The sequence below is a fragment of the Marinimicrobium sp. C6131 genome, from assembly GCF_026153455.1.
Taxonomy (GTDB): domain Bacteria; phylum Pseudomonadota; class Gammaproteobacteria; order Pseudomonadales; family Cellvibrionaceae; genus Marinimicrobium.
This window is the reverse complement of sequence record NZ_CP110629.1, coordinates 2,110,595-2,130,858: the sequence shown is the minus strand read 5'-3', so window position 1 is coordinate 2,130,858 and position 20,264 is coordinate 2,110,595. Positions and strand designations below refer to the sequence as shown.

Annotated in this window: 10 protein-coding genes and 1 tRNA gene; 8 read left to right on the top strand and 3 right to left on the bottom strand. The window is 55.6% G+C overall.

Annotated features, from left to right (window positions below; all coding sequences use genetic code 11):
* The first annotated feature begins 28 nt into the window (after nucleotides 1-28).
* The 6 genes from OOT55_RS09190 to OOT55_RS09165 all read left to right on the top strand — a co-directional run bounded on the left by OOT55_RS09190 (nucleotide 29) and on the right by OOT55_RS09165 (nucleotide 12,922).
* Nucleotides 29-2,542 (top strand): TonB-dependent receptor, encoded by a 2,514-nt coding sequence (locus OOT55_RS09190; protein ID WP_265365587.1) that lies wholly within the window; start codon nucleotides 29-31, stop codon nucleotides 2,540-2,542.
* Between the two features lie 142 nt (nucleotides 2,543-2,684).
* Nucleotides 2,685-4,196, top strand: coding sequence for a 2OG-Fe(II) oxygenase family protein (locus OOT55_RS09185; RefSeq protein WP_265365586.1), 1,512 nt, complete (start codon nucleotides 2,685-2,687; stop codon nucleotides 4,194-4,196).
* Between the two features lie 29 nt (nucleotides 4,197-4,225).
* Nucleotides 4,226-5,728 carry a tryptophan halogenase family protein gene (locus OOT55_RS09180; RefSeq protein WP_265365585.1) on the top strand — a complete coding sequence of 501 codons (1,503 nt, stop codon included), beginning with the start codon at nucleotides 4,226-4,228 and terminating at the stop codon, nucleotides 5,726-5,728.
* A 449-nt stretch (nucleotides 5,729-6,177) separates the two neighbouring features.
* The gene (locus OOT55_RS09175) at nucleotides 6,178-9,123 is read left to right on the top strand and encodes a TonB-dependent receptor (RefSeq protein WP_265365584.1); all 2,946 of its coding nucleotides are present in this window, start codon (nucleotides 6,178-6,180) and stop codon (nucleotides 9,121-9,123) included.
* A gap of 126 nt (nucleotides 9,124-9,249) precedes the next feature.
* Nucleotides 9,250-10,734, top strand: a complete 1,485-nt coding sequence (locus tag OOT55_RS09170; RefSeq protein ID WP_265365583.1) for a tryptophan halogenase family protein — start codon at nucleotides 9,250-9,252, stop codon at nucleotides 10,732-10,734.
* A gap of 160 nt (nucleotides 10,735-10,894) precedes the next feature.
* Entirely contained in the window at nucleotides 10,895-12,922 is a 2,028-nt protein-coding gene (locus OOT55_RS09165) for a glycoside hydrolase family 97 protein (protein ID WP_265365582.1), read from the top strand.
* A gap of 135 nt (nucleotides 12,923-13,057) precedes the next feature.
* Here the strand turns inward: OOT55_RS09165 and hpf are convergent, their stop codons facing one another.
* From hpf to ychF, 3 genes are all read right to left on the bottom strand, one after another.
* The gene (gene hpf, locus OOT55_RS09160; RefSeq protein ID WP_265365581.1) at nucleotides 13,058-13,396 is read right to left on the bottom strand and encodes a ribosome hibernation-promoting factor, HPF/YfiA family; all 339 of its coding nucleotides are present in this window, start codon (nucleotides 13,394-13,396) and stop codon (nucleotides 13,058-13,060) included.
* 217 nt (nucleotides 13,397-13,613) lie between these two features.
* Nucleotides 13,614-13,690: transfer RNA gene (locus tag OOT55_RS09155), tRNA-Met, on the bottom strand.
* 62 nt (nucleotides 13,691-13,752) lie between these two features.
* Nucleotides 13,753-14,844 carry a redox-regulated ATPase YchF gene (gene ychF / locus OOT55_RS09150; protein ID WP_265365580.1) on the bottom strand — a complete coding sequence of 364 codons (1,092 nt, stop codon included), beginning with the start codon at nucleotides 14,842-14,844 and terminating at the stop codon, nucleotides 13,753-13,755.
* Nucleotides 14,845-15,282: 438 nt separating this feature from the next.
* Between ychF and OOT55_RS09145 the strand changes: the two genes are divergently transcribed.
* Together OOT55_RS09145 and OOT55_RS09140 are read left to right on the top strand one after the other, a co-directional pair.
* A complete protein-coding gene (locus OOT55_RS09145; protein WP_265365579.1) occupies nucleotides 15,283-17,826 on the top strand; it encodes a hypothetical protein in 2,544 nt (847 codons plus the stop codon).
* 83 nt (nucleotides 17,827-17,909) lie between these two features.
* On the top strand, nucleotides 17,910-20,243 hold the full coding sequence (locus OOT55_RS09140) for a GH32 C-terminal domain-containing protein (protein ID WP_265365578.1): 2,334 nt from the start codon (nucleotides 17,910-17,912) through the stop codon (nucleotides 20,241-20,243).
* Nucleotides 20,244-20,264 lie beyond the last annotated feature (21 nt).

Below are 20,264 nucleotides of genomic sequence, written 5' to 3'. Positions count from 1 at the left end.
CTCATCACCAAGACATGTGAGGTGTAACGTGGATAAACAATCGGGTATCAAGAAAAACCCTCTGACTTCAGCTATCACAATGGCGCTGACGTCTTCGTCAATGTTGGCTTTGGCCTTTCCCTTCAGCGCTCAAGCTCAGCAACAGCCTGCCCTTGAAGAGATTCTGGTCACGGCCGCGGCCGGTGGCGGGCGATCTCAGATTGAAAGTTCCGTCGCGGTGACGGCCGTGAATACCGACGCTATTCAGGATTTTCAGCCCAGCTCCGAGTCGGAAGTGCTGAGGATGATTCCGGGGATTCAGGTCTCTGGTACCTCAGGGCCTGGCGGCAACGCCAATATCGCCGTACGGGGGCTGCCGGTCGCGACCGGCGGCTCGCCTTTTGTACAGATTCAGGAAGATGGGTTGCCCACCGTCCTGTTTGGCGATATCCAGTTTGGCAACAATGACTACTGGACCCGCTTTGACGCCTCGGTGGATAAGGTCGAAGGTATTCGTGGTGGTACGGCTGGAACCTACACCTCCCAGGCTCCCGGGGCGATCATTAACTACATCAGTAACTATGGTCAGGAGGAAGGTGGTTATATACAGGCGAATACCGGCTTGGGCTTTGATGAAAGCCGAATCGACTTCCGTTACGGTGGACCCGCCAGTGACTCGGTCAACTACCACGTCGGCGGTTTTGTTCGACAAGGTGAAGGGCCGCTGGAGATTCCTTACGGTGCCAGTGACAGTGTTCAGATCAAAGGCAATATCACCAAGTACTTTGACGACAACCAGGGCTATATCCGGTTTTTGGGGAAATTCGCGGATACCCAGGAAGCCAACTACACCGGCAGTCCGTTCCTTGGCAGTGTAAATGGCGACAAGGTGAGTAATATCAAGGCGTTTCCCGGTTTTGATGGCAGAGACCAGTCGAACTATTCTATCCTCAACAATCAGAATCAGATTGTGAACCGGGAGGGCGATCTGGAAACCGTTCCGATGAATGGCATCGCCACGAAAACCACGGCTATCGGTAACGAGCTCCAATACGTATTTACCGACAACCTTCGCGCAGAGAATAAAATGCGTTGGACCGAGCAGAGCGGTACCTTCTACTCGCCATTTCAGAACGTGATTCGTGCCGATAGCGTGATCGGTTCAATGGTCAATGGCGCGACGGTCGGCGAGATCCGTTACGCTAACGGCCCAAATGCCGGACAGTTGTATAATAGAGAGTATCTGGACAACGGCCCCAATGTTCACACCAATATGCGTGATGTGGGCAGCTTTGTGAATGATCTGACGCTGATTGGTGAGTATTGGCTGGGCGAAGGTGATCTGACCGTGCGTGCCGGCTATTTCCATATGAAGCAGGATATCGCGATGGATTGGCACATCAATCGGACTTATACCGAAGTGAGTGGCGATAACCCGGCGATGCTGGATCTGTATGACGATGAAGGTAACCTGCTGACCGCTCGTGGAATTGCGGGCTTCAACGACAACTGGGGGGACTGCTGTTCCCGGGATTACGATCTTTCCTACACCAATACAGCGCCTTATGTCGTGCTGGACTGGGAGAACGACCTGTTCATTTTTGATGTCAGCACCCGGTTTGAAAATGTGAAGTCCTCTGGGTGGACGGTTGCCGGCCTGGTCACCGAGGATACCCCGGTGCAAACTACCGACTACAACGGCGATCAGGTCACCGTGATGATTCCCACTATGGAGGCGCAGGGCGCTCGGGAAAATCTGGACTATGACACCAGCTATGAGAGCTGGACGGTGGGCGGTTTGTGGAAGGCCTCCAGCGATACCAGTCTGTTTGTGCGTGCTTCCGAAGGTGGGCGCTTCAACGGGGATCGTCAGACCGTCAGTGGGAAAATCAATGCCGACGGTTCGCTCAATGAGTCAGGACGGGTGGCGGATGTCGACTTCGTCAATCAATACGAAGTGGGTATCAAGAATCGTGGAGAGCTGTTTGATGGCCTCTATTCCATTGAGTTGACACTACTTAAAGGTGATTTCAAGCAGAGCACCTTTGAGTTGTCGCAGACCGTATGTCGGGATCTGGGCTTCGGGGATGTCGGTGGTTGCATCATCGATGCTGAGTACAAGTCGCAGGGTTTCGAACTCTTGGGTACTTATTTCTGGGACCGTTTATCGGTGACTGCCAACGCCACCTTTACCGATGCCGAGCAGTTGGGTGTGGGGGATGAGAGTTTCCGTCGTGCCAGTGGTATACCGGATCTGACTTACACCATTTACTCCAGTTACGAGCTGACCGACCAGTTTAGCGTGGGACTCAATGTGACCGGCCAGACCGATACTCTGGATGCGGGTCAGCGGGAGTGGCCCGGCTCCGCGACTTGGGGGGCCAATGCCAAGTACAGCCCCACAGAGAACCTCGAGCTCGGACTTCAGGTCTATAATCTGCTGGACGAGCTGGATCTTCGCGGGGCGGGAGGCGTAAACGATACTTCGGTTACGCCAGCGGTGCTGAGCGGCAACGCTGCCCTGGGTCGTACGGCCCGGGCCTCCATCAAAGTCCTGCTCTAAGGCGGGACGGCCCCAAGCCTGCTGCCCCTGATCGTTTCAGTCTGGCGTTCAGGAGCGGTGGGCTTTTTCGAATGTACACGGGGTGGTGGCAAGATGCACGGCCCTGTTTTTCTGTGGATGACAGTGCTGGCGGAGTGACGTGGTGTCCACCGATAAAGTGTTGCAAAATGCACAGCAGGACATGAATGAAGGGCGCGCGGACCTTGCGGTTGAACGACTGCGGACTGCTTCCGGGCAATATCCCGATAGCGTAGCGATCTGGACTCAGTTGGGGTATGCGCTGCACCAGGAGCAGTGGGAACCGGAGGCCGCCGATGCTTTCGCCCGGGCCTGTGCATTGGATGGGAATAATGCTGATACGGCGATGGCGTTGGCTCAAAGCCGGTTTCTGGCTGGCCTTCCCTCAACGGCGTTTTTTGAGCGTGTGTTGCAGTTGGCGCCTCATGACCTGAATGTGCTGCGGGGCTATACATCGGCGCTGGCCGCGGAGCGGCAGCGGGACAAAGCCATTGGCTTGCTGCAGGACGCTCTGAAACAGCAACCCGGCTGGTTGGTTGGCCACAAGAGTCTCGCCAGTCTGTGCTACACCGGTGGTGATACCAGACACTTTACCGATACCTTCAAGGATGCCTGTGCTCGGCAACCCGATAATCTGTCCTTGTGGCTGGAGTGGTTCCGGAGTCTTGCCCAGGTTCGCGACTGGACCGGATCCCGTCGTGTGCTTGAGGCGGCCGCAAAGCGGTTTGAAGGGTATCCCCAACTGACCCTTGCCGAGCTGTTTGTTGCAAGTGAGTCGGGTGATGACGAGCGCGCGGCCACACTGTTTGAACAGACCGCCTCGATCAACGACTTGGTGCGTGATATGGCGCTGATCCGGTACAGTCTGCGCCGGGGTGACCCGGAGCGTGCAGAACAGGCGGCGCTGCGCCATATGAATACGCGCTCCGCGCCGGTCATCTGGCCTTATCTGTCTCTGATCTGGCGACTGCGTAAGGATCCTCGCGCCGAGTGGCTGGACGAGGGAGCCCGGCGTGCGCAAACGTTTGAGCTGGAGCTGAGCGGGGATGAACTCGCTCAGCTCACCCTGCTCTTGCGGCAGCTGCACACCGCCCGCTCGCCCTATGCAGAGCAGTCGGTCCGTGGGGGCACGCAAACCGACCAGAATCTGTTCCTGCGTCACGAACCCATACTGCGAGATTTGAGAGCGCGTATTCAAGCGGCGGTGCAAACCTACGTCAGCCGTTTACCGGAGCCAGTGGCCGGTCATCCCTTGCTGGGAGTGAGCCGACAGGAAGTGTTGCGGGGGCGGGTTCACTTTTCCGGCAGTTGGTCGGTGCGTCTTAACTCCCAGGGTTATAATGTCAGTCATACCCATCCGGTAGGCTGGATCAGCTCTGCGCTCTATATTTCTCTGCCTGAGGTTGAGCAGATGGGGAGGCCGCCGGCGGGCTGGCTTCAGTTCGGCACTCCACCGCCGGAGCTTGAACTTGATCTCGAGGCCTATAAGAAAGTTGAACCCAAGGCCGCTCGGCTGGTGCTGTTTCCCTCAACCCTGTGGCATTCCACTGTGCCCTTTGATGATGGTGAGCGCCTGGTGGTCGCGTTTGATGTGCAGACCCCGCCGGCGGTGGCATCCGCCGCCTCGCGGCGGTGAAGCTGCCGGAGATGACAGGATGAAAGTGAATGAATAACGATGATCGTCGACTTCGCCGGATTGTGGTTGTGGGGGGTGGAAGTGCCGGGTGGATGTCGGCCGCTGCACTCGCCAATGCGACGCAAGGGCAGTGTGCCATCACTCTGGTGGAATCCGATGCGATTGGTACGGTCGGGGTGGGAGAAGCCACGATTCCTCCAATAAGGCTGTTCAATCGGGTCCTCGGATTGGATGAGCGGGAGTTTCTGCGGCGCACGAAAGGTACCTTCAAGCTGGGCATTCAGTTCGTCGACTGGGCGCGTCAGGGGCACAGCTACTTCCATCCTTTCGGTCCCCACGGTCGGAATTTTGATACCGTCTCGCTGCACCACCATTGGCTCAAGGCGCGTGAGAATGGGGAGACCAGCATGCTGCACGAACACAGCATGGCCTGGGCTGCGGCCTGCCGCAATCGATTCGCACCTCCGGTGCAAGATCCCCGCAATGTGCTCTCCACTTATGATTACGCCTACCATTTCGATGCTGGTCTCTACGCGGCTCTTTTGCGTGAATACTCTGAAGCCAAAGGCGTAGAGCGCCGTGAAGGCACCGTTACCGATGTGCACTTGAATTCTGATAGTGGCTTTGTGGAGTCGGTGCAAATGGCCAGTGGCGAGCGAATTGAAGGTGACCTGTTTATCGATTGCTCGGGATTTAGGGCCTTGCTGATTGGTGAGGCGATGAAGGTCGGGTACCGGGATTGGAGCGGTTGGTTGCCCTGCGATCGAGCGGTAACCGTCCCGAGTGCTCCGGGTGAGCTGACGCCCTATACGCGCTCAACGGCACACGCGGCCGGTTGGCAATGGCGTATCCCACTGCAGCATCGGACCGGTAACGGCTATGTATATTGCAGTCGCCATATCAGCGACGATGAGGCTGCGGCAACGTTGGTGGCACATCTCGATGGCAAACCGCTGGCAGAGCCCAAAGCGCTGCGGTTCACCACTGGACGGCGGGAAAAATTCTGGGAAAAAAATGTCGTTGCGGTTGGCCTTTCCAGCGGCTTTATGGAGCCGCTGGAGTCCACCAGTCTACATCTTGTGCAGGCGGCGATATCCCGGTTGCTCGGTTTCTTCCCGGACCGGGATTTTGACTCCGCGCTGATCGACGAGTACAACCGCATCACCATCAATGAATTCGAGCGAATAAGAGACTTTCTGATTCTGCACTATAAACTCACAGAGCGGGACGATGCTCCATTGTGGCGAGAGTGTCGAGATATGTCGGTGCCGATGCCACTGAAAAACAAGCTTTACCATTTTGGCGCGTACGGCCGGCTGATAGCGGACGGGGCTGACCTTTTCGGTCCAGATAGTTGGCTGGCGGTTCATATCGGTCAGAACCACTGGCCAAAACGTGTGGATCCGCTATTGGCGTTCAGAACGGTGGATGGTGCCGCCTGGCTGGCAAAATTACGTGCCGCCGTTACGGCGGCGGCAGATCAATTGCCTGAGCATCAGGCATTTATTGCGACCTATTGCTCTGACGGTTAGAAGACTCCTTGGCGATTGGCTTTGGCTTCTCACGGAAATGGAGTCGGGTTGTGCGCTCTCGGTGTTGGTTATTTATTTAAACCACAGTAAATAAATTATAATAAATGGTGCTTTTCACTATAAGATAAGTGATTGGTTCTGCTTTTGTTGAGCCGCAGTCTCGGTACTTTATAATTTATTTATGGCATATTATTCGTTCTTTTAGGTCTGTTTTACTCGCTTATGTCATATATAGTTTTATATAATAATTTGTCTTGTAAAGAGGACTTCATTGTTTATTAATTAAATGTGTTGATGTAAAGCTCAAGGTTAGGTAGATTTCGCAATAGGGTAATACTTAACCAATCTGGAGGATTAATCGGTCACCTCCAGAGTGTTGCCCTTACTGTCTGCCTGGTTGTTCGGCGGGCGAGACGATAATAAATAAGTCCTTAATGGAGAGTCTTTAGATGAAGAACACACCTCAGTTTAAAAAGTCCTTGTTGGCTCTGACTGTCGCGGCAACGTCCGCAGCAAGTGGAGCCTATGCTCAGGATGACACCGCGCAGGCGCAACCGATGGAGGAAGTGGTAGTCACCGGTATTCGCGCAGCACTGATGCAGGCTCAGGCCGTCAAGATGGAAAGTAGCTCTGTTGTAGAGGCGCTTTCCGCGGAAGATATCGGTAAATTACCTGACTCTTCCATTGCTGAGTCCCTTGCCCGGCTGCCCGGCCTGGCCGGTGAGCGATCCGGTGGTAGAACCTCCGGTATTTCCGTGCGGGGTTTCAAAGAGGACTTCACCGGCACGACACTCAATGGTCGTGAGCTCATTGGTATTGGCGATAACAGGGGGGTGGAATATGACCTCTATCCCTCTGAGATAATGACTGGAGCGGTTGTCTATAAGTCTGCCGACGCGGAACTCATCACCCAGGGTATTGGGGGTACCGTCGACTTACAGACCGTTCGCCCTCTGGACGCGGACGAAACGTTCACTCTCAACTACACCCTGGAACAAACCGGTCGTGAGTCCGACAACCCTGAGTTTGATGATCAGGGGCATCGTTATGCAATGTCGATTGTCGATCAGTTTGCCGATGATACCCTCGGTGTGGCTTTTACTTACGCAGATACGGAATCGCCCACCAACCAGCGAAAGTATGGTGTCTGGGGATATAACGATGACGGCGACGGCAATTTCCTGCCTTCCGGTCTAGATACGCAGGCCATTTCCAAAGAGCTGGCCCGGGAAACCATCTCGACTATTGTCCAGTTCTCGCCCAATGAAAGTCTGGATATTGTTGTCGACTATCTCAGCATTGACTTTGAGGATGCCGGCATCATACGGGGTTTCATTGAACCCTTTTCCGCCGACCCCTCGTCCCTGTCAGGTAGTGGACTCAATGTGTCCGGTACACAGATCGGTGCCAACCCCGTGCTCCGTACCGATCCGGAGAATATCGTGGGTGAATTGGATACCTACGGCGTGAACGCCACTTTCGCCCTGACAGACAACTGGTCGGCAACGGTTGATATTGCCCATTCCGAATCAGAGAAGTTGTATGAACGCGCTGAATCATACTCCGGTTTGGGCCGCAGTGGCTCGTTGACGTCTGATGATCTGGGTTCTCGGGAATTCCAGATGTCTCCCGATGGGGTCACTTTCACGAGTATTTCCGGAATGGACTTCAGTGACTGGGATGCAATCAAGCTGACAGGCCCCCAGCAGTGGGGTGGTGGTATGGCCGCGGTGGCCGATACCTTTGATTCCAACGTGCTGCGCGCGGACGGAAATCCCTACACCTTTCTGGATGCCCAGGATGGGTTCTGGAATCACGCCGACTTTGCCGAAGAGCTGGATACGTTCAAGTTCCAGTTGGATGGGGATGTTGACTGGAGCATTTTCAGCCAGATCACTGCGGGTATCGCGTATAGCGACAGGATGAAGCGCAAAGATAACCATGGTGACTTTGCGACCGCCGATACCTACCCGTTTGGCGACGGTAGTGGGCCGGTGGATGATGTTGTTCCCGAATCGTACCGCTACGGACTGGCAGATCTGACATGGGCGGGGTTGGGAGAAGTGATTGCCTATGATGGTTTTACGCCATATCGCGATGGAACCTATTTCCTGACGCCTGCGGACTATCTCGAGCCTGACCGTCTGGGGGATACCTTCATCGTTGAGGAGGAGGTAACCACTCTCTTCGTCAAGGCGGACTTTGAAACTGATCTTGCCGGAATGGAGGCCTATGGCAACGTCGGTGTACAGGTTATCGACACCGACCAGAGCTCGTCGGGGTATATCGGCATCGTTGATGAGACCCTGACGACGTGCCTGGCTGACGGATCCACTCCCTATGACCCAGTTGTGGATTCCGCCTGTGAAGTCCAGGGTGGTGCCAGTTACACGAATGTACTGCCGAGTTTGAATTTCAACCTGGCGGTTACGCACTCAGATATCCTTCGTTTGGCCGCGTCCAAAACCATAAGTCGGTCACGAATCGATTTTATGAAAGCATCCGGTTTCGTCAAGTTTGACCAGAATATCGACCTCATCGAGGAATACATGGTGAACGGCATCGATACCGGATCGCCCTGGTCGAAGTCGCAAGGTAACCCCGAGCTGAGACCCCTGGAGTCAAACAACTTTGACCTTTCGTATGAAAGGTACTTCTCGGATGATGGCTATTTTGCGTTGACCTATTTTTACAAGGATCTTGTAAATTGGACGGACAATAGCGGGCAAACGATAGATTTTTCAAATGATGTAACCAATGACGGAGCCAATTACTACATCCCGGGATTCCATGATCGCACGGTGACCACCCCGGGGGGGCAGACAATCAACGGCCGATTCTATCCCCAGGGTTCTGAAATCATTCCATTCCACGAAGGAGAGGCTTTGGGGGATTTCGCGTCCTATGAGGACGGCCTTGAGGGCAGCCTTGATGGTTTCGAGTTTACCGCAAACGTACCACTCCGTGAGCTGAGCCCAGCACTGGAAGGGTTTGGTATCGCCGGTTCCGCAACGATCCTGGATGGTGGTTTTGATAATGGTGCATCCATTACGGGGCAGTCGGATGAGTCATACTCTCTTACGGTATTCTATGAAGTGGGAGGGTTTGAGTTCCGGGTAGCGGGGACCAAACGTGGAGACTATGAAACCTATCAGCGTGGTGGATCCAACAAGATTGAAACCGTGACTCGTAATGCGGTTTCCATTGTTGATGCTCAAATCAGCTATGACTTCGCCGGTTCCGGAGTGTCTGCCCTGGACGGGCTGAGAGTGTCTCTACAGGGTACCAACCTGACGGATCAGGGGGATGAATCCGTAGATGAGAACGGCATCGTGAACCTGTCACGTGACTTTGGTCCCGTTTACATGTTGAACCTCAATTACTCGCTCTATTGATTATCGATAAATGCTCAATAGTGAGTTTTTGATTCCAAGCCCACCTCGGTGGGCTTTTCTGTGAGAGGCCCGGACATCGGAAAGGGTGCGTTAACTCAAGCCGCTTGGCGGCTAAAGGCAGGCTAAATGGCAATCCGGAAATTGGTTATCGCTGGTGGAGGGACGGCTGGCTGGATGACAGCGGCGATGGCAGTCAGGTTGCTGCCGTCGTCGGTTTCTGTCGAGTTGGTGGAATCAGAACAGATTGGGATAATCGGGGTGGGTGAGGCCACCATTCCGCCGATCAGAAACTTCAATAATGTTCTGGGGTTGGATGAGCGCGAATTTATGCGCGAGACCAACAGTTCAATAAAACTGGCCATCAAGTTTGAGAACTGGCGCGTACAGGGCGAAAGCTACTTCCATACATTTGGTGCCCCGGGGGCGCAGATGGGGTTTTGCAGCTTTAATCATTTCTGGGAGCGCGCCAGATCGCTCGGTGATGACCACAGTTTATGGGACTACGATCTGAACTACCTGTTTTGTGAAAGGAATGGTTTCAATAAGCTGCCAACACAGAACCCGGTCTATGAGGTTCCCTATGCGTATCACTTTGACTCCAATCTCTACGGACAGTATCTCAGGAAAGTTTCTGAGAAGGCGGGCGTGATTCGGACCGAGGGCGTTATCAATCATGTCTCCAGAGATCCGGATTCGGGTTATATTGAAGCTCTTCACCTGGAAAGTGGCAAGGTTGTCAAAGGCGACCTCTTTATTGATTGCACAGGAATCCGGGGGTTGCTGATCCAGAAGGCATTGGGTGTTTCCTATGAAGACTGGTCGGATTTATTGCCGGCGAACAGTGCGGTTGCCGTGCAGACGGAGCGAGAAGGGGATCTGGTTCCCTATACGAGAAGCATTGCGCATTCCGCTGGCTGGCAGTGGCAAATACCGCTTGCTGAGCGGGTGGGAAATGGGATGGTGTACAGCGACCACTACATTTCCGATGACGAAGCGTCTCATAATCTTATGCAGAACCTGCCCGGTAAATGTATTACCGACCCAAGGGTCATAAAATTTCAGACAGGCCGGCTTTCTCAGCAGTGGGCAAAGAATGTTATTGCGGTTGGCCTGTCAAGCGGTTTTCTCGAGCCTCTTGAGTCTACCAGTATCCATCTTATCCAGTCGGCGGTGGTTCGCTTGTTCAAGCTGTTTCCCCATGAGGAAATTTCGCCGATTCTGGTGGACAACTTCAACCGTGAGTCGAAGGAAGAATATGAGACCGTCAGAGATTTTATTGTACTTCACTATTTTCTAAACGAACGAAACGACAGCCGTTTTTGGGTCGATATGCGGAACCTGAATATCCCCGATCGGCTCAGGGATAAGATGCGGCTCTACCGGGAGACAGGCGTCATTCAACAGGATGCGCTTGATATTTTTCGTGACTCATCCTGGCTGCAGGTGATGATGGGGCAGGGAGTCGGTGTTCAGTCATATCATCCTCTGGCGGACAAGATGAGCAAGGATGAGTTTTTGGAGACCATGGCAAAGCTTCGGAAGGCGAAGTGTCAGCCGCTGCGCCAGTTGAAGTCGCACGAGGCGTTTCTCAAGAGCTATCTTTCCGGATGACAGAATTCTGCTCTCAAGCTTCAGTTTGATGCGGATAAATCCAATAAATACGGGTGTTCAATAAGCCTGCCCCACTTGGTTCAATGGCTCTCAACTGGCAACGATAAGGTTGGAGAAATGCGGTTGTCAGTGAGTTACCTGCGTTAATGAGATCATCACTATGAATACATACAACCCTAGACTGTGGGCACTGCTTGCCCTGATTGTTTCCCTGAACACACTCGCGGACAATGGCGAACAGTCATCCTCCTGGACGCTCAGCACGTCGCCGAACGGCAACATTGCAGCAGAGGTACGTTTAACGGAAGGCAGGCTGCAGTATCGTATCAGCTACAGAGATCGGCCGGTGATCATGCCGTCGTCCCTGGGATTTGTCTTCAAAGACGAACCCGCTCTGATGGGTCCGTTCACCCATGTCGAAACCAGCGTTCGTGAAGTAGACACCGCCTGGACCCTGCCGTGGGGAGAAAGGAAGCACATCGCCGATCATTTTACCGAGCTGCGCTATAAGGTTCGCGAAACGGCGGACCCCGAACGAGAGATGGCGGTGGTTTTCCGGGTTTATGACGATGGAGTCGGATTTCGGTACGAAATCCCCGATCAACCCGGGTTAACCCAGTTCGAAATTATTGACGAAAGAACGGAGTTTGTCTTCGCTGAGAACTATCACGCCTGGTGGATTCCCGCCTACCGGGACCAGCGGTACGAGTATCAATACGCCCGGTCAGCTCTGAGTTCTCTGGACGTCGTCCATACACCGCTAACACTGCAGGGAGACGAAATAACGATCGTGGTCCATGAAGCGGCGCTGGTGGACTACGCCTCCATGACGCTGCGCATGGAGTCTGACAATAGCAAAACCCTGGTATCCGATCTGGTTCCTTGGGCGAACGGCGTCCGTGTCGTTGCTCAAACGCCGCTGAAAACTCCATGGAGAACTCTGCAGATCGCGGAGCAACCTTCGGACCTGTTCAGCTCCAACCTGATACTGAACCTCAACGAACCCAATAAGTTGGGTGATGTCAGTTGGGTAGAACCGGGAAAATACATGGGGATCTGGTGGGAGATGCATATCGGTCTCAAAGACTGGAGTCCCGGGGATAAGCAGGGGGCGACGACCGAGCGGGCGAAAGACTACATTGATTTTGCCGCCGAACACGGAATAGACGGCGTTTTGGTCGAGGGCTGGAACACCGGTTGGGAGGGTGAATGGTGGCAACGCGCTCCGACCTTTGACTTTACCCGGGCGGTCGAGGGCTTTGATATCAACGAGGTCGTAAACTATGGCAAGCGCAAGGGCGTCCGCTTGGTGGGTCATCATGAAACGGCCGCGGGTATCCAGCACTACGAAGCTCAGATGGAAGAGGCCTTTAGGTTTTATGAGCGCCTGGGAGTCAAAAACGTCAAAACCGGCTATGTGGGTACCCGGTTGGATGGCAATCAATGGCACCATGGCCAGTATATGGTCCGACACTTTCAGAATGTCGCGGAAACCGCAGCCCGGCACCGCATCACCATCAATGCCCATGAACCGATCAAAGATACCGGCTTGCGCAGAACCTACCCGAATATGATGACCCGTGAGGGGGCAAGGGGTATGGAATATAATGGTGGCAGCCCGGATACGGGTAATCTCCCCGACCATACGACTATTGTCCCCTTTACCCGGCTCCAGGCCGGCCCGTTTGATTACAATGCCGGAATTTTCAACTTCGACTACCGTGAGCATCGCCCTCATAACCGCGTTCCGACCACGCTGGCCAAACAGTTGGCGTTGTATGTCGTTATCTATAGCCCCCTTCAGATGGTTCCGGACCTTCCGGAAAACTATGAGGGCCACCCCGCTTTTCAGTTTGTCGAGGATGTCGCCACCGACTGGGAGCACACCCGAGGGATTAATGGTGTTATTGGCGATTATGTCACCATCGCCAGAAAGGACAGGCAGAGTGATGACTGGTACCTTGGTGCGATTACGGATGAAAACGCCCGTTCGTTAACTGTGGCGTTGGACTTCCTGGATGTCGGGACGACGTATAGGGCCGAAATTTACGAGGATGGGAAAAACGCGCACTGGCGAGACAATCCGGAAGACTACAATATCCGCACGATGACAGTCCGCTCAACGGATCGTCTGGATATCGAGTTGGCGCCGGGAGGGGGAACAGCGATACGTTTCGTTGCGTTATAGGGGGAGCATTTCCAGGCCATTTAGAGCGCTACGCCTCCCGCCGGAGGTTGGCCAGTGAGGCGTGGACGTCCGCGCCTTCCCGCCAAGCTTGACGGGACTCGGTCAAGAGCACTGGCTTGATTGACGATAGAATGGCTAGCTGCCGTTGTCGACATCCGCTTCGGGAACAAGCTCCGGCTTCTCGTGCCGGTGGGATTGAGTGGTGCCCTTACGCTTGGCCAGCGCGGCATCCAGCTTCTTGGCAGAATCGGCAATGGCGGCATAAAGGTCCTGGGATTCGGCGTGTACGGCCACCTGGGCGCCTTTGAATTGGGTGGTAACCTCGACGGCCTGGGCATGCCGTTCGACGGTCAGGGCCATGGAGAGGTCTCCAAGGTCGGGGTAGTGGTTCTGGATCTTCTTGAAGCGGCTATCAACGGCCTCGCGGATGCCGTCGGTGATATCCACGTGGTGACCGGACAACTGTATATTCATAGTGACTCCAATACCTATCCTGTTAGGAACGCTGGCCTCCCGCCTGGCGATGAGGCAGCCATAAAAGGGACTATCGGGTCGGGTCGCGAGTTCCCCGGGGCCGACTCAATCGTACCCTTACAGTTACAAACATGTGTCCGAGGGAAAGGAAAGTCAAGGTGGGGCCGGGTGAATTACCCATAAAAAAGCCCGCGCAAAGCGCGGGCTTTCTCAAAAGTGGTAGCTAGGGGCGGACTTGAACCGCCGACCCCAGCATTATGAGTGCTGTGCTCTAACCAGCTGAGCTACCTAGCCACTTGGTGAGGGCGCGTATTTTCCCTGTCTGCACCCCTAAAGTCAACCCTGATTCGAGGGTTTTATACATTGAAGCGGAAGTGCACCACATCGCCGTCTTTGACGATGTAGTCCTTACCTTCGAGGCGCCATTTCCCGGCGTCTTTGGCTCCCTGTTCCCCTTTGTAGGCCACAAAGTCGTCGTAGGCGACCACTTCCGCCCGGATAAAGCCCTTCTCGAAGTCCGTGTGGATCTTGCCTGCCGCCTGGGGGGCGCTGGCGCCAACGGGGATGGTCCAGGCGCGCACCTCCTTCACCCCGGCGGTAAAGTAGGTGTGGAGGCCCAGGAGCTCGTAGCCGGCGCGGATCACGCGGTCCAGGCCCGGTTCGTCCATGCCCATTTCCTCCAGGAACTCCGCCTTTTCGTCGTCTTCCAACTCGGCAATCTCCGCTTCCAGTTTGTTGCAGATGGGGACCACCACAGCCTTCTCTTCCTCGGCGATGGCGCGGACCTTGTCCAGCAGCGGGTTGTTCTCGAAGCCGTCCTCGGAGACGTTGGCAATGTACATGGTCGGCTTGACGGTCAGCAGGTTCAGCTCGCGTAACTGGGTCAGCTCGTCGTCCGACAGGCCGAAGGAGCGCAGGGGCCTGGCCTCGTCCAGGTGAGGCTGGACTTTCTCCAGCAGTGCCTTCATGGCGATGGCGTGCTTGTCCTGCCCCTTGGCGGCCTTGGTGTAACGCTGTAACGCCTTATCCACCGTTTCCAGGTCTGCCAGAGCGAGTTCGGTATTGATCACGTCAATATCGGCCGCCGGATCCACGCTGTTGGCGACATGAATGACGTTGTCGTCCTCAAAGCAGCGCACCACGTGGGCGATGGCGTCGGTTTCCCGGATATTGGCGAGAAATTTGTTTCCAAGGCCCTCGCCCTTGGAGGCGCCCGCCACCAGGCCGGCGATGTCCACGAACTCCATGGTGGTGGGGACCACTTTTTCCGGCTTGACGATCTCGGCGAGCTTCTCCTGGCGCGGGTCGGGCACCATGACCACCCCCGCGTTGGGCTCGATGGTGCAGAACGGAAAGTTCTCGGCGCCAATGCCCGCCTTGGTCAGTGCGTTGAAAAGAGTGGATTTACCGACGTTGGGCAAGCCAACGATGCCGCAGTTAAAGCCCATGAATTGATATCCAGCCTGAGAGTGAAAAAACAAGCCGGGATTATACAGATCCAGCCAGCGACGTAGTAGGCCGGAGTGGGCTCTCAGAGTCGTAATCCGACCAGGCTCGCTGCCACTGCGGCGCCACTTTCTTTCCGGAGGGTGGGCTCGGCGGCTCCCGTGGGCTGGGGCAGTGGCGACATTGTGGTCATTTCTATCGCCTTGCTGATGTTCAATAAATTTAAATAACAGTATGTAAAAAATAAACCGAAGAAATTGTATTTCATAAGTCCATGATTTATAGGTTAAAAAAATTATATCCTGTAAATACAGCAACTAATTGATATTTAATTAATAGTGATGTAAGTTAGTCGAAAGGCCTGTTGATGGATGCGGCTATCGCGGCGTGTCCGGGGCGAGGGTCTTTGAGAACAGCGACCATAATAGAGGATAAATAATATGAATAAGTTTAGTGAGCGAATGGGGTTGGTCCCGTTGGCCGTCAGTTGTCTGGTATTGGCGGCGTGCGGCAGTTCGGATTCCGATGTGCCCGATACCCTGCCAGGCAAGAACCTGGATGTGGTGATCGGTGAGCCGGAAGAGCCCGAGCAGCCCGAAGAACCGGGTGATGACACCTACAATGAAGAACTGGTCAACGTCAGTAACGACGATCCCGACCTGTTTGTTCAAGCGAATATCGTTGCTGATTTCGAAGATATCGACGCCATTCAGGCGTCCGGCAGTGGCTGGACGCTGACCGGTGTATTTGCCGATGTGGACGACTGGACCGGCGTGACCAGCTCCATCGAAGGCGCGGCCCGAGTGGGAAGCGCGGCGGTAAGCACTTGTGAAATCGGCGGCAATGACTGTGACTCCAATGTTGGCTCCATCCTGACACCGCCGTTCACCGTCACCTCTGATTACCTCAACTTTCTGATGACCGGCGGGGCCACCGCCGTGGGTGCCGAAGTCCGTCTCGCCGGCACCGATACCGTGTTGGCCGCTTTCCAGCCCAATTCCTGCGGTAGAGCCACCATTACCGATAACGATGACTGGTTCCATTTTGATATCAGTGCACTGCGCGGTGAAGAGGTCCAGTTGTACCTGTTTGATAACGAAGAGGGTGGCTGCGGCTTTATCAGTTTCGACCACTTTTACCAGAGTGGCATGGCGATCGGTGCGGTCGCTGATGTGGCCGAGGTTCCGCTGGAGCCGTTCAATGTGACATTGCCGGAAGATGCCTCCGCCAATGTGATCAGCCGGTTCGACAACGCCGTGAAAATGACCACCAGTGTGGAAGATAACGGTGAAGGCTGGTCCGCCACGGGCGACTTTGAAGCCCCCGCGAGTGCCGACGCTTGGCAAGGCAATTCTGCCAACCTGAACGCGGCACGCATTGGTGATCGTGGTTTCTCCAGCTGCGCCACCGGTGACACGGCCTGCGAAGCGCAGACCGGGACCATCACCTCCGCGGCCTTCGCAATCAACAGTGATTACATCCGCTTCCTGGCGGCGGGTGGTTCGGCCGACAACCAGGAGGTCAGTATCAACCTGCTGCGCGCTGGCACCAATGAGGTGTTGGCCAGCTTCACGCCGGAGACCTGTGACCCCACTTACATGAATGGCGATGACGACTGGTATCACATGGATGTCAGTGCCATTCAGGGCCAGAACGTGCGGCTGGAAATCGTGGACAATTCGACGGAAGCGTGTGGCTTCATCAGCATCGATCACGCCTACCAGACCAGCGCACTGTCCTTTGAGGATGACGATGGCGTTGAAGTGATTCCCGATGTGGGCGGCGTGGCGGACATTCCGGCCGAGTTCAAGAGTTACAACGTCGACGTAGCCGCGGATGCTTTTGAAGAAGGTGCCGTTGTGGCGAATTTTGATGAGCCTCAGGCCATGCTGGACGCCGGCTGGACCGCCAGTGGTGACTTCGCGAGCCCCGCGAGCGAGACCGCCTGGGCGGGGACCACGGTCGTGGATGCCTCGGCACGAGTCGGTATTCAGGCGGTCAGCACCTGCGAGCTGAACGATAACGCGGCCGGTTGCGATGCTCCGGTGGGCGCTCTGACGTCACCTCTGACTACTATCATCGATCCCTATCTGTACTTCCTGATGGCCGGTGGTAATGGTGAAGTCCCGGTGGGCTTGCGGGTTCTGGATTCCATCGGTAACGAGTTGATCAATTACTCGCCCGCTACCTGTGGTCCCTCGCACATTGATGGCAATGACGACTGGACGTTTATTGACCAGTCTATGATCCACGGCGCCAAGGTTTACTATCAGCTGTACGACGAAGAGTCGGGCGGTTGCGGCTTTGTCAGCTTTGACCATCTCTATCAGACCGATCGTGATCCGGCGTCGACCGATGGGGTATTGCCGGCGGATATGATCAACGCGGGTGCCATCATCCTGGATGATACCCAGATGCAGTCGATTGGCTTTAACAGCTCGCTGCCCTACGCAGACTCCAATGAAACGGTTATCGGCCGCTTTGACGATGCCGAAGCCGAACTGGCCGCAGGCTGGGTGGCGACGGGCGACTTTGCCAACCCGGCGGATGGTCAGGCCTGGCAGGGAACGACCCGCGATGAAGTAGACGTGGCGGCGCACATCGGCGTGGGTGCGGTCAGCACCTGTGAGCTGAATAACAACGCCTCCGGCTGCGATGCTCCGACCGGTACGTTGACGTCACCGACCTTTACCGTGTCGGCCGACAAGCCCATTCTGGCCTTTATGATGAAGGGTGGTAATGGCACCGCGCCGGTCGGCCTGCGGGTGTTGTCTGCGACCGATGACAGCGAGCTGGAAAACCACATTTCCAACAGCTGTGGCCCGTCTCATATTGATGGTGATGACGACTGGGTCGAGATTGATCTGAGCGCCTACGCGGGCGACGACGTCAAAGTCGAGATCTATGACAACGAGCCCGGTGGTTGTGGTTTCGTCAGCTTCGACCACGTGCATATGACCAGCGGAACGGTGTATACGCCCTGATCAACCGGACGCGTTCCGTAGCGCAGACCCCGGCATTCGTGCCGGGGTCTGGTCGCACCAAAAGAACCAATGAGGTCAACACGATGTTTTTCGAAAAGCGAACCCTCACCCTGACCAGTCTCGCACTGTTGGTTGCTCTGAATGGTTGTGGTAGCGGCGGTGGTGGCTCCGATGGTGGCACCCCGGCGCCGCAGGACCCCGATGATGAGCCGCCCGCTGATGAGATTCCGTCACCCGATGCGGAGGCGTTGATACATCTGGATTACAACACGCTGGTCGATGACGTACGGGTCAGCAATGAGGCGGGCAGTAACGACTTTCCCGTTGAAAACGCCTTCGATGCGCCGGAGCTGGTGCCCGGTGTTGAGGGGCAGGCGCTGCGCACGGACGGCTATTCAACCTGGGTGAATGCGGATCTGGACCCGGCATCGAATAAAACCCTGACCGTGGAAACCTGGGTGGCACTGGAAAGCTACCCCTCGGATGCGGAGGTGCCGCACGATGCACTGACGCCCTCTTCGTTTATCAGTCAGCGGAATGAGCTGGCGGGTTTCTCGCTGGACATCAACACTTTTGGTCAGTGGGGCTTTACCGTGTATCTGGATGGCGAACCGGTAACGCTGGGTGCGCCGGATGTGTTCCCGCTGTATGAGTGGGCCCATGTGGCCGCCGTGGTGGATACGCCCAACGAATCCGTGTCGCTGTATCTGAACGGCGAGTCGGTGGCCACTGAAACCATTTCGGAAGACAGCCAGATCAGCTATGCCGGCGGTGATCTTCTGATTGGCAAAAGTCACACTGACAAGTATCTGGGCATCTTCCTGGTCAATGCGCTCAACGGCGCCTTTGATGAAACCCGGGTTTACCCGGGGGCGCGCACACCGGAACTGATTCAGGACAGCCTGGATGTGAATGTGGCGCAGGCCGATGGTGCGGCGCACGACTCTCTGATCGTGCCGGACAGCCGGTTTGCCGGTGATCTGCAGCGGCCGCAATTCCATGCCATGCCGCCGGCCAATTGGACCAACGAGCCTCACGGTCTGGTCAATGTCGATGGCAGGTTTCACATGTTCTACCAGCGTACGCCCAACGGACCCTTTAAAACCCAGATGCACTGGGGGCACATGTACTCGGATGATCTGGTGCAGTGGCAGGATGAAGAGGATGCGCTCTGGCCGACGCTGGAACTATCGGACACGCGGGGCTATGACATGAAAGGCATCTGGTCCGGTGATGTGGTGTATGAAAATGGCACGGCCTACGCCTTTTATACCAACGTCAATCATTCCGGTCCCTACAACCCGGGTGTGGCACTGGCGACCAGTGACCATGAGAACCTGCGGGACTGGGAGAAGCAGGGCCCGATCATTGATTCCGACCGGGTGGAAGATTTCCGTGATCCCTACTTGTGGAAAGAGGGCGATACCTGGCACATGATCATTGGCGCCCGGGTCAGCGGAGGCGGCGGTCTTGATTACTACACCTCTACCGACCTTTACAACTGGTCCCGCAAGTCGCGCTTCACGGTGCCCGCCTACTCCCAGATGGATATCGGTTCCGCGATCTGGGAAATGCCGGTGTTTGAGCCGCTGGGTGATGGCAAGCATATTCTGGTGGTCAACCCGATTGGTGGCGAAGTCGGCAAATACGATGACGACAAACCCACTCGCGGCGTCTACTGGACCGGCACCTGGAACAATGGCTCGTTTACGCCGGATTACCTGACACCGAAGAACCTGGATGTCATTGCCGGCCATCTGTCGCCCACCGTCGCCCGCGACAATGGGGGCCAATTGGTGGGTATTGGTATTGTGGATGAGCGGCGCTCTTCCCAGGCTCAACTGGATGCGGGTTGGACGCATACCTTCAGCTTCCCTCGCGAGTGGCGTTTATTGGAAGACGGGGAAACGCTGGGACAGTCACCTGCAGATGCCTTGCAGACCCTGCGCGATCCGGATTCGCACCTCAGTATTACCCCCGGCGCTGTGACCGGTGAATTCGATCCGGGCATTCAGGGGCGACAAAAGGAAATCCGGATGGAAGTGAATCCCGAGGTGACCGGCTCTCAGTATGGCCTTATGTTGGCCACCTCGCCGGATCAGGAAGAGGTGACCCGGCTGAGCTACGATGCCGAGCGTCAGGAAGTGGTACTGAACAAGTTCAAATCCAGCCTCTCGGATCAGGTCGAAGACAAAAAGGTTTACCGTGAAGCCTACGATGAAGCGGCCTTTGGCAAACCGCATACCTTCCATGTTTTTGTGGACGGATCAGTGGTGGATGTCTTCATCAACGACAGCGCCGCTTTCTCCTTCCGGATCTATCCCACCCGGGAGGACAGCGACAACATCTACCTGTTTTCTGACGGCGGAGAGACGGAAGTCGTGAACGTAGAGGCCTGGACCTTACGCCAACCATAAAGTCGGCACCCATGCGGTGCC

Coding starts and splice junctions, on each gene's coding strand:
- OOT55_RS09180 (WP_265365585.1), top strand. CDS start 4,226: ATGAATAACGATGATCGTCGACTTCGCCGGATTGTGGTTGTGGGGGGT.
- OOT55_RS09175 (WP_265365584.1), top strand. CDS start 6,178: ATGAAGAACACACCTCAGTTTAAAAAGTCCTTGTTGGCTCTGACTGTC.
- OOT55_RS09170 (WP_265365583.1), top strand. CDS start 9,250: ATGGCAATCCGGAAATTGGTTATCGCTGGTGGAGGGACGGCTGGCTGG.
- OOT55_RS09165 (WP_265365582.1), top strand. CDS start 10,895: ATGAATACATACAACCCTAGACTGTGGGCACTGCTTGCCCTGATTGTT.
- hpf (WP_265365581.1), bottom strand. CDS start 13,396: ATGAATATACAGTTGTCCGGTCACCACGTGGATATCACCGACGGCATC.
- ychF (WP_265365580.1), bottom strand. CDS start 14,844: ATGGGCTTTAACTGCGGCATCGTTGGCTTGCCCAACGTCGGTAAATCC.
- OOT55_RS09145 (WP_265365579.1), top strand. CDS start 15,283: ATGAATAAGTTTAGTGAGCGAATGGGGTTGGTCCCGTTGGCCGTCAGT.
- OOT55_RS09140 (WP_265365578.1), top strand. CDS start 17,910: ATGTTTTTCGAAAAGCGAACCCTCACCCTGACCAGTCTCGCACTGTTG.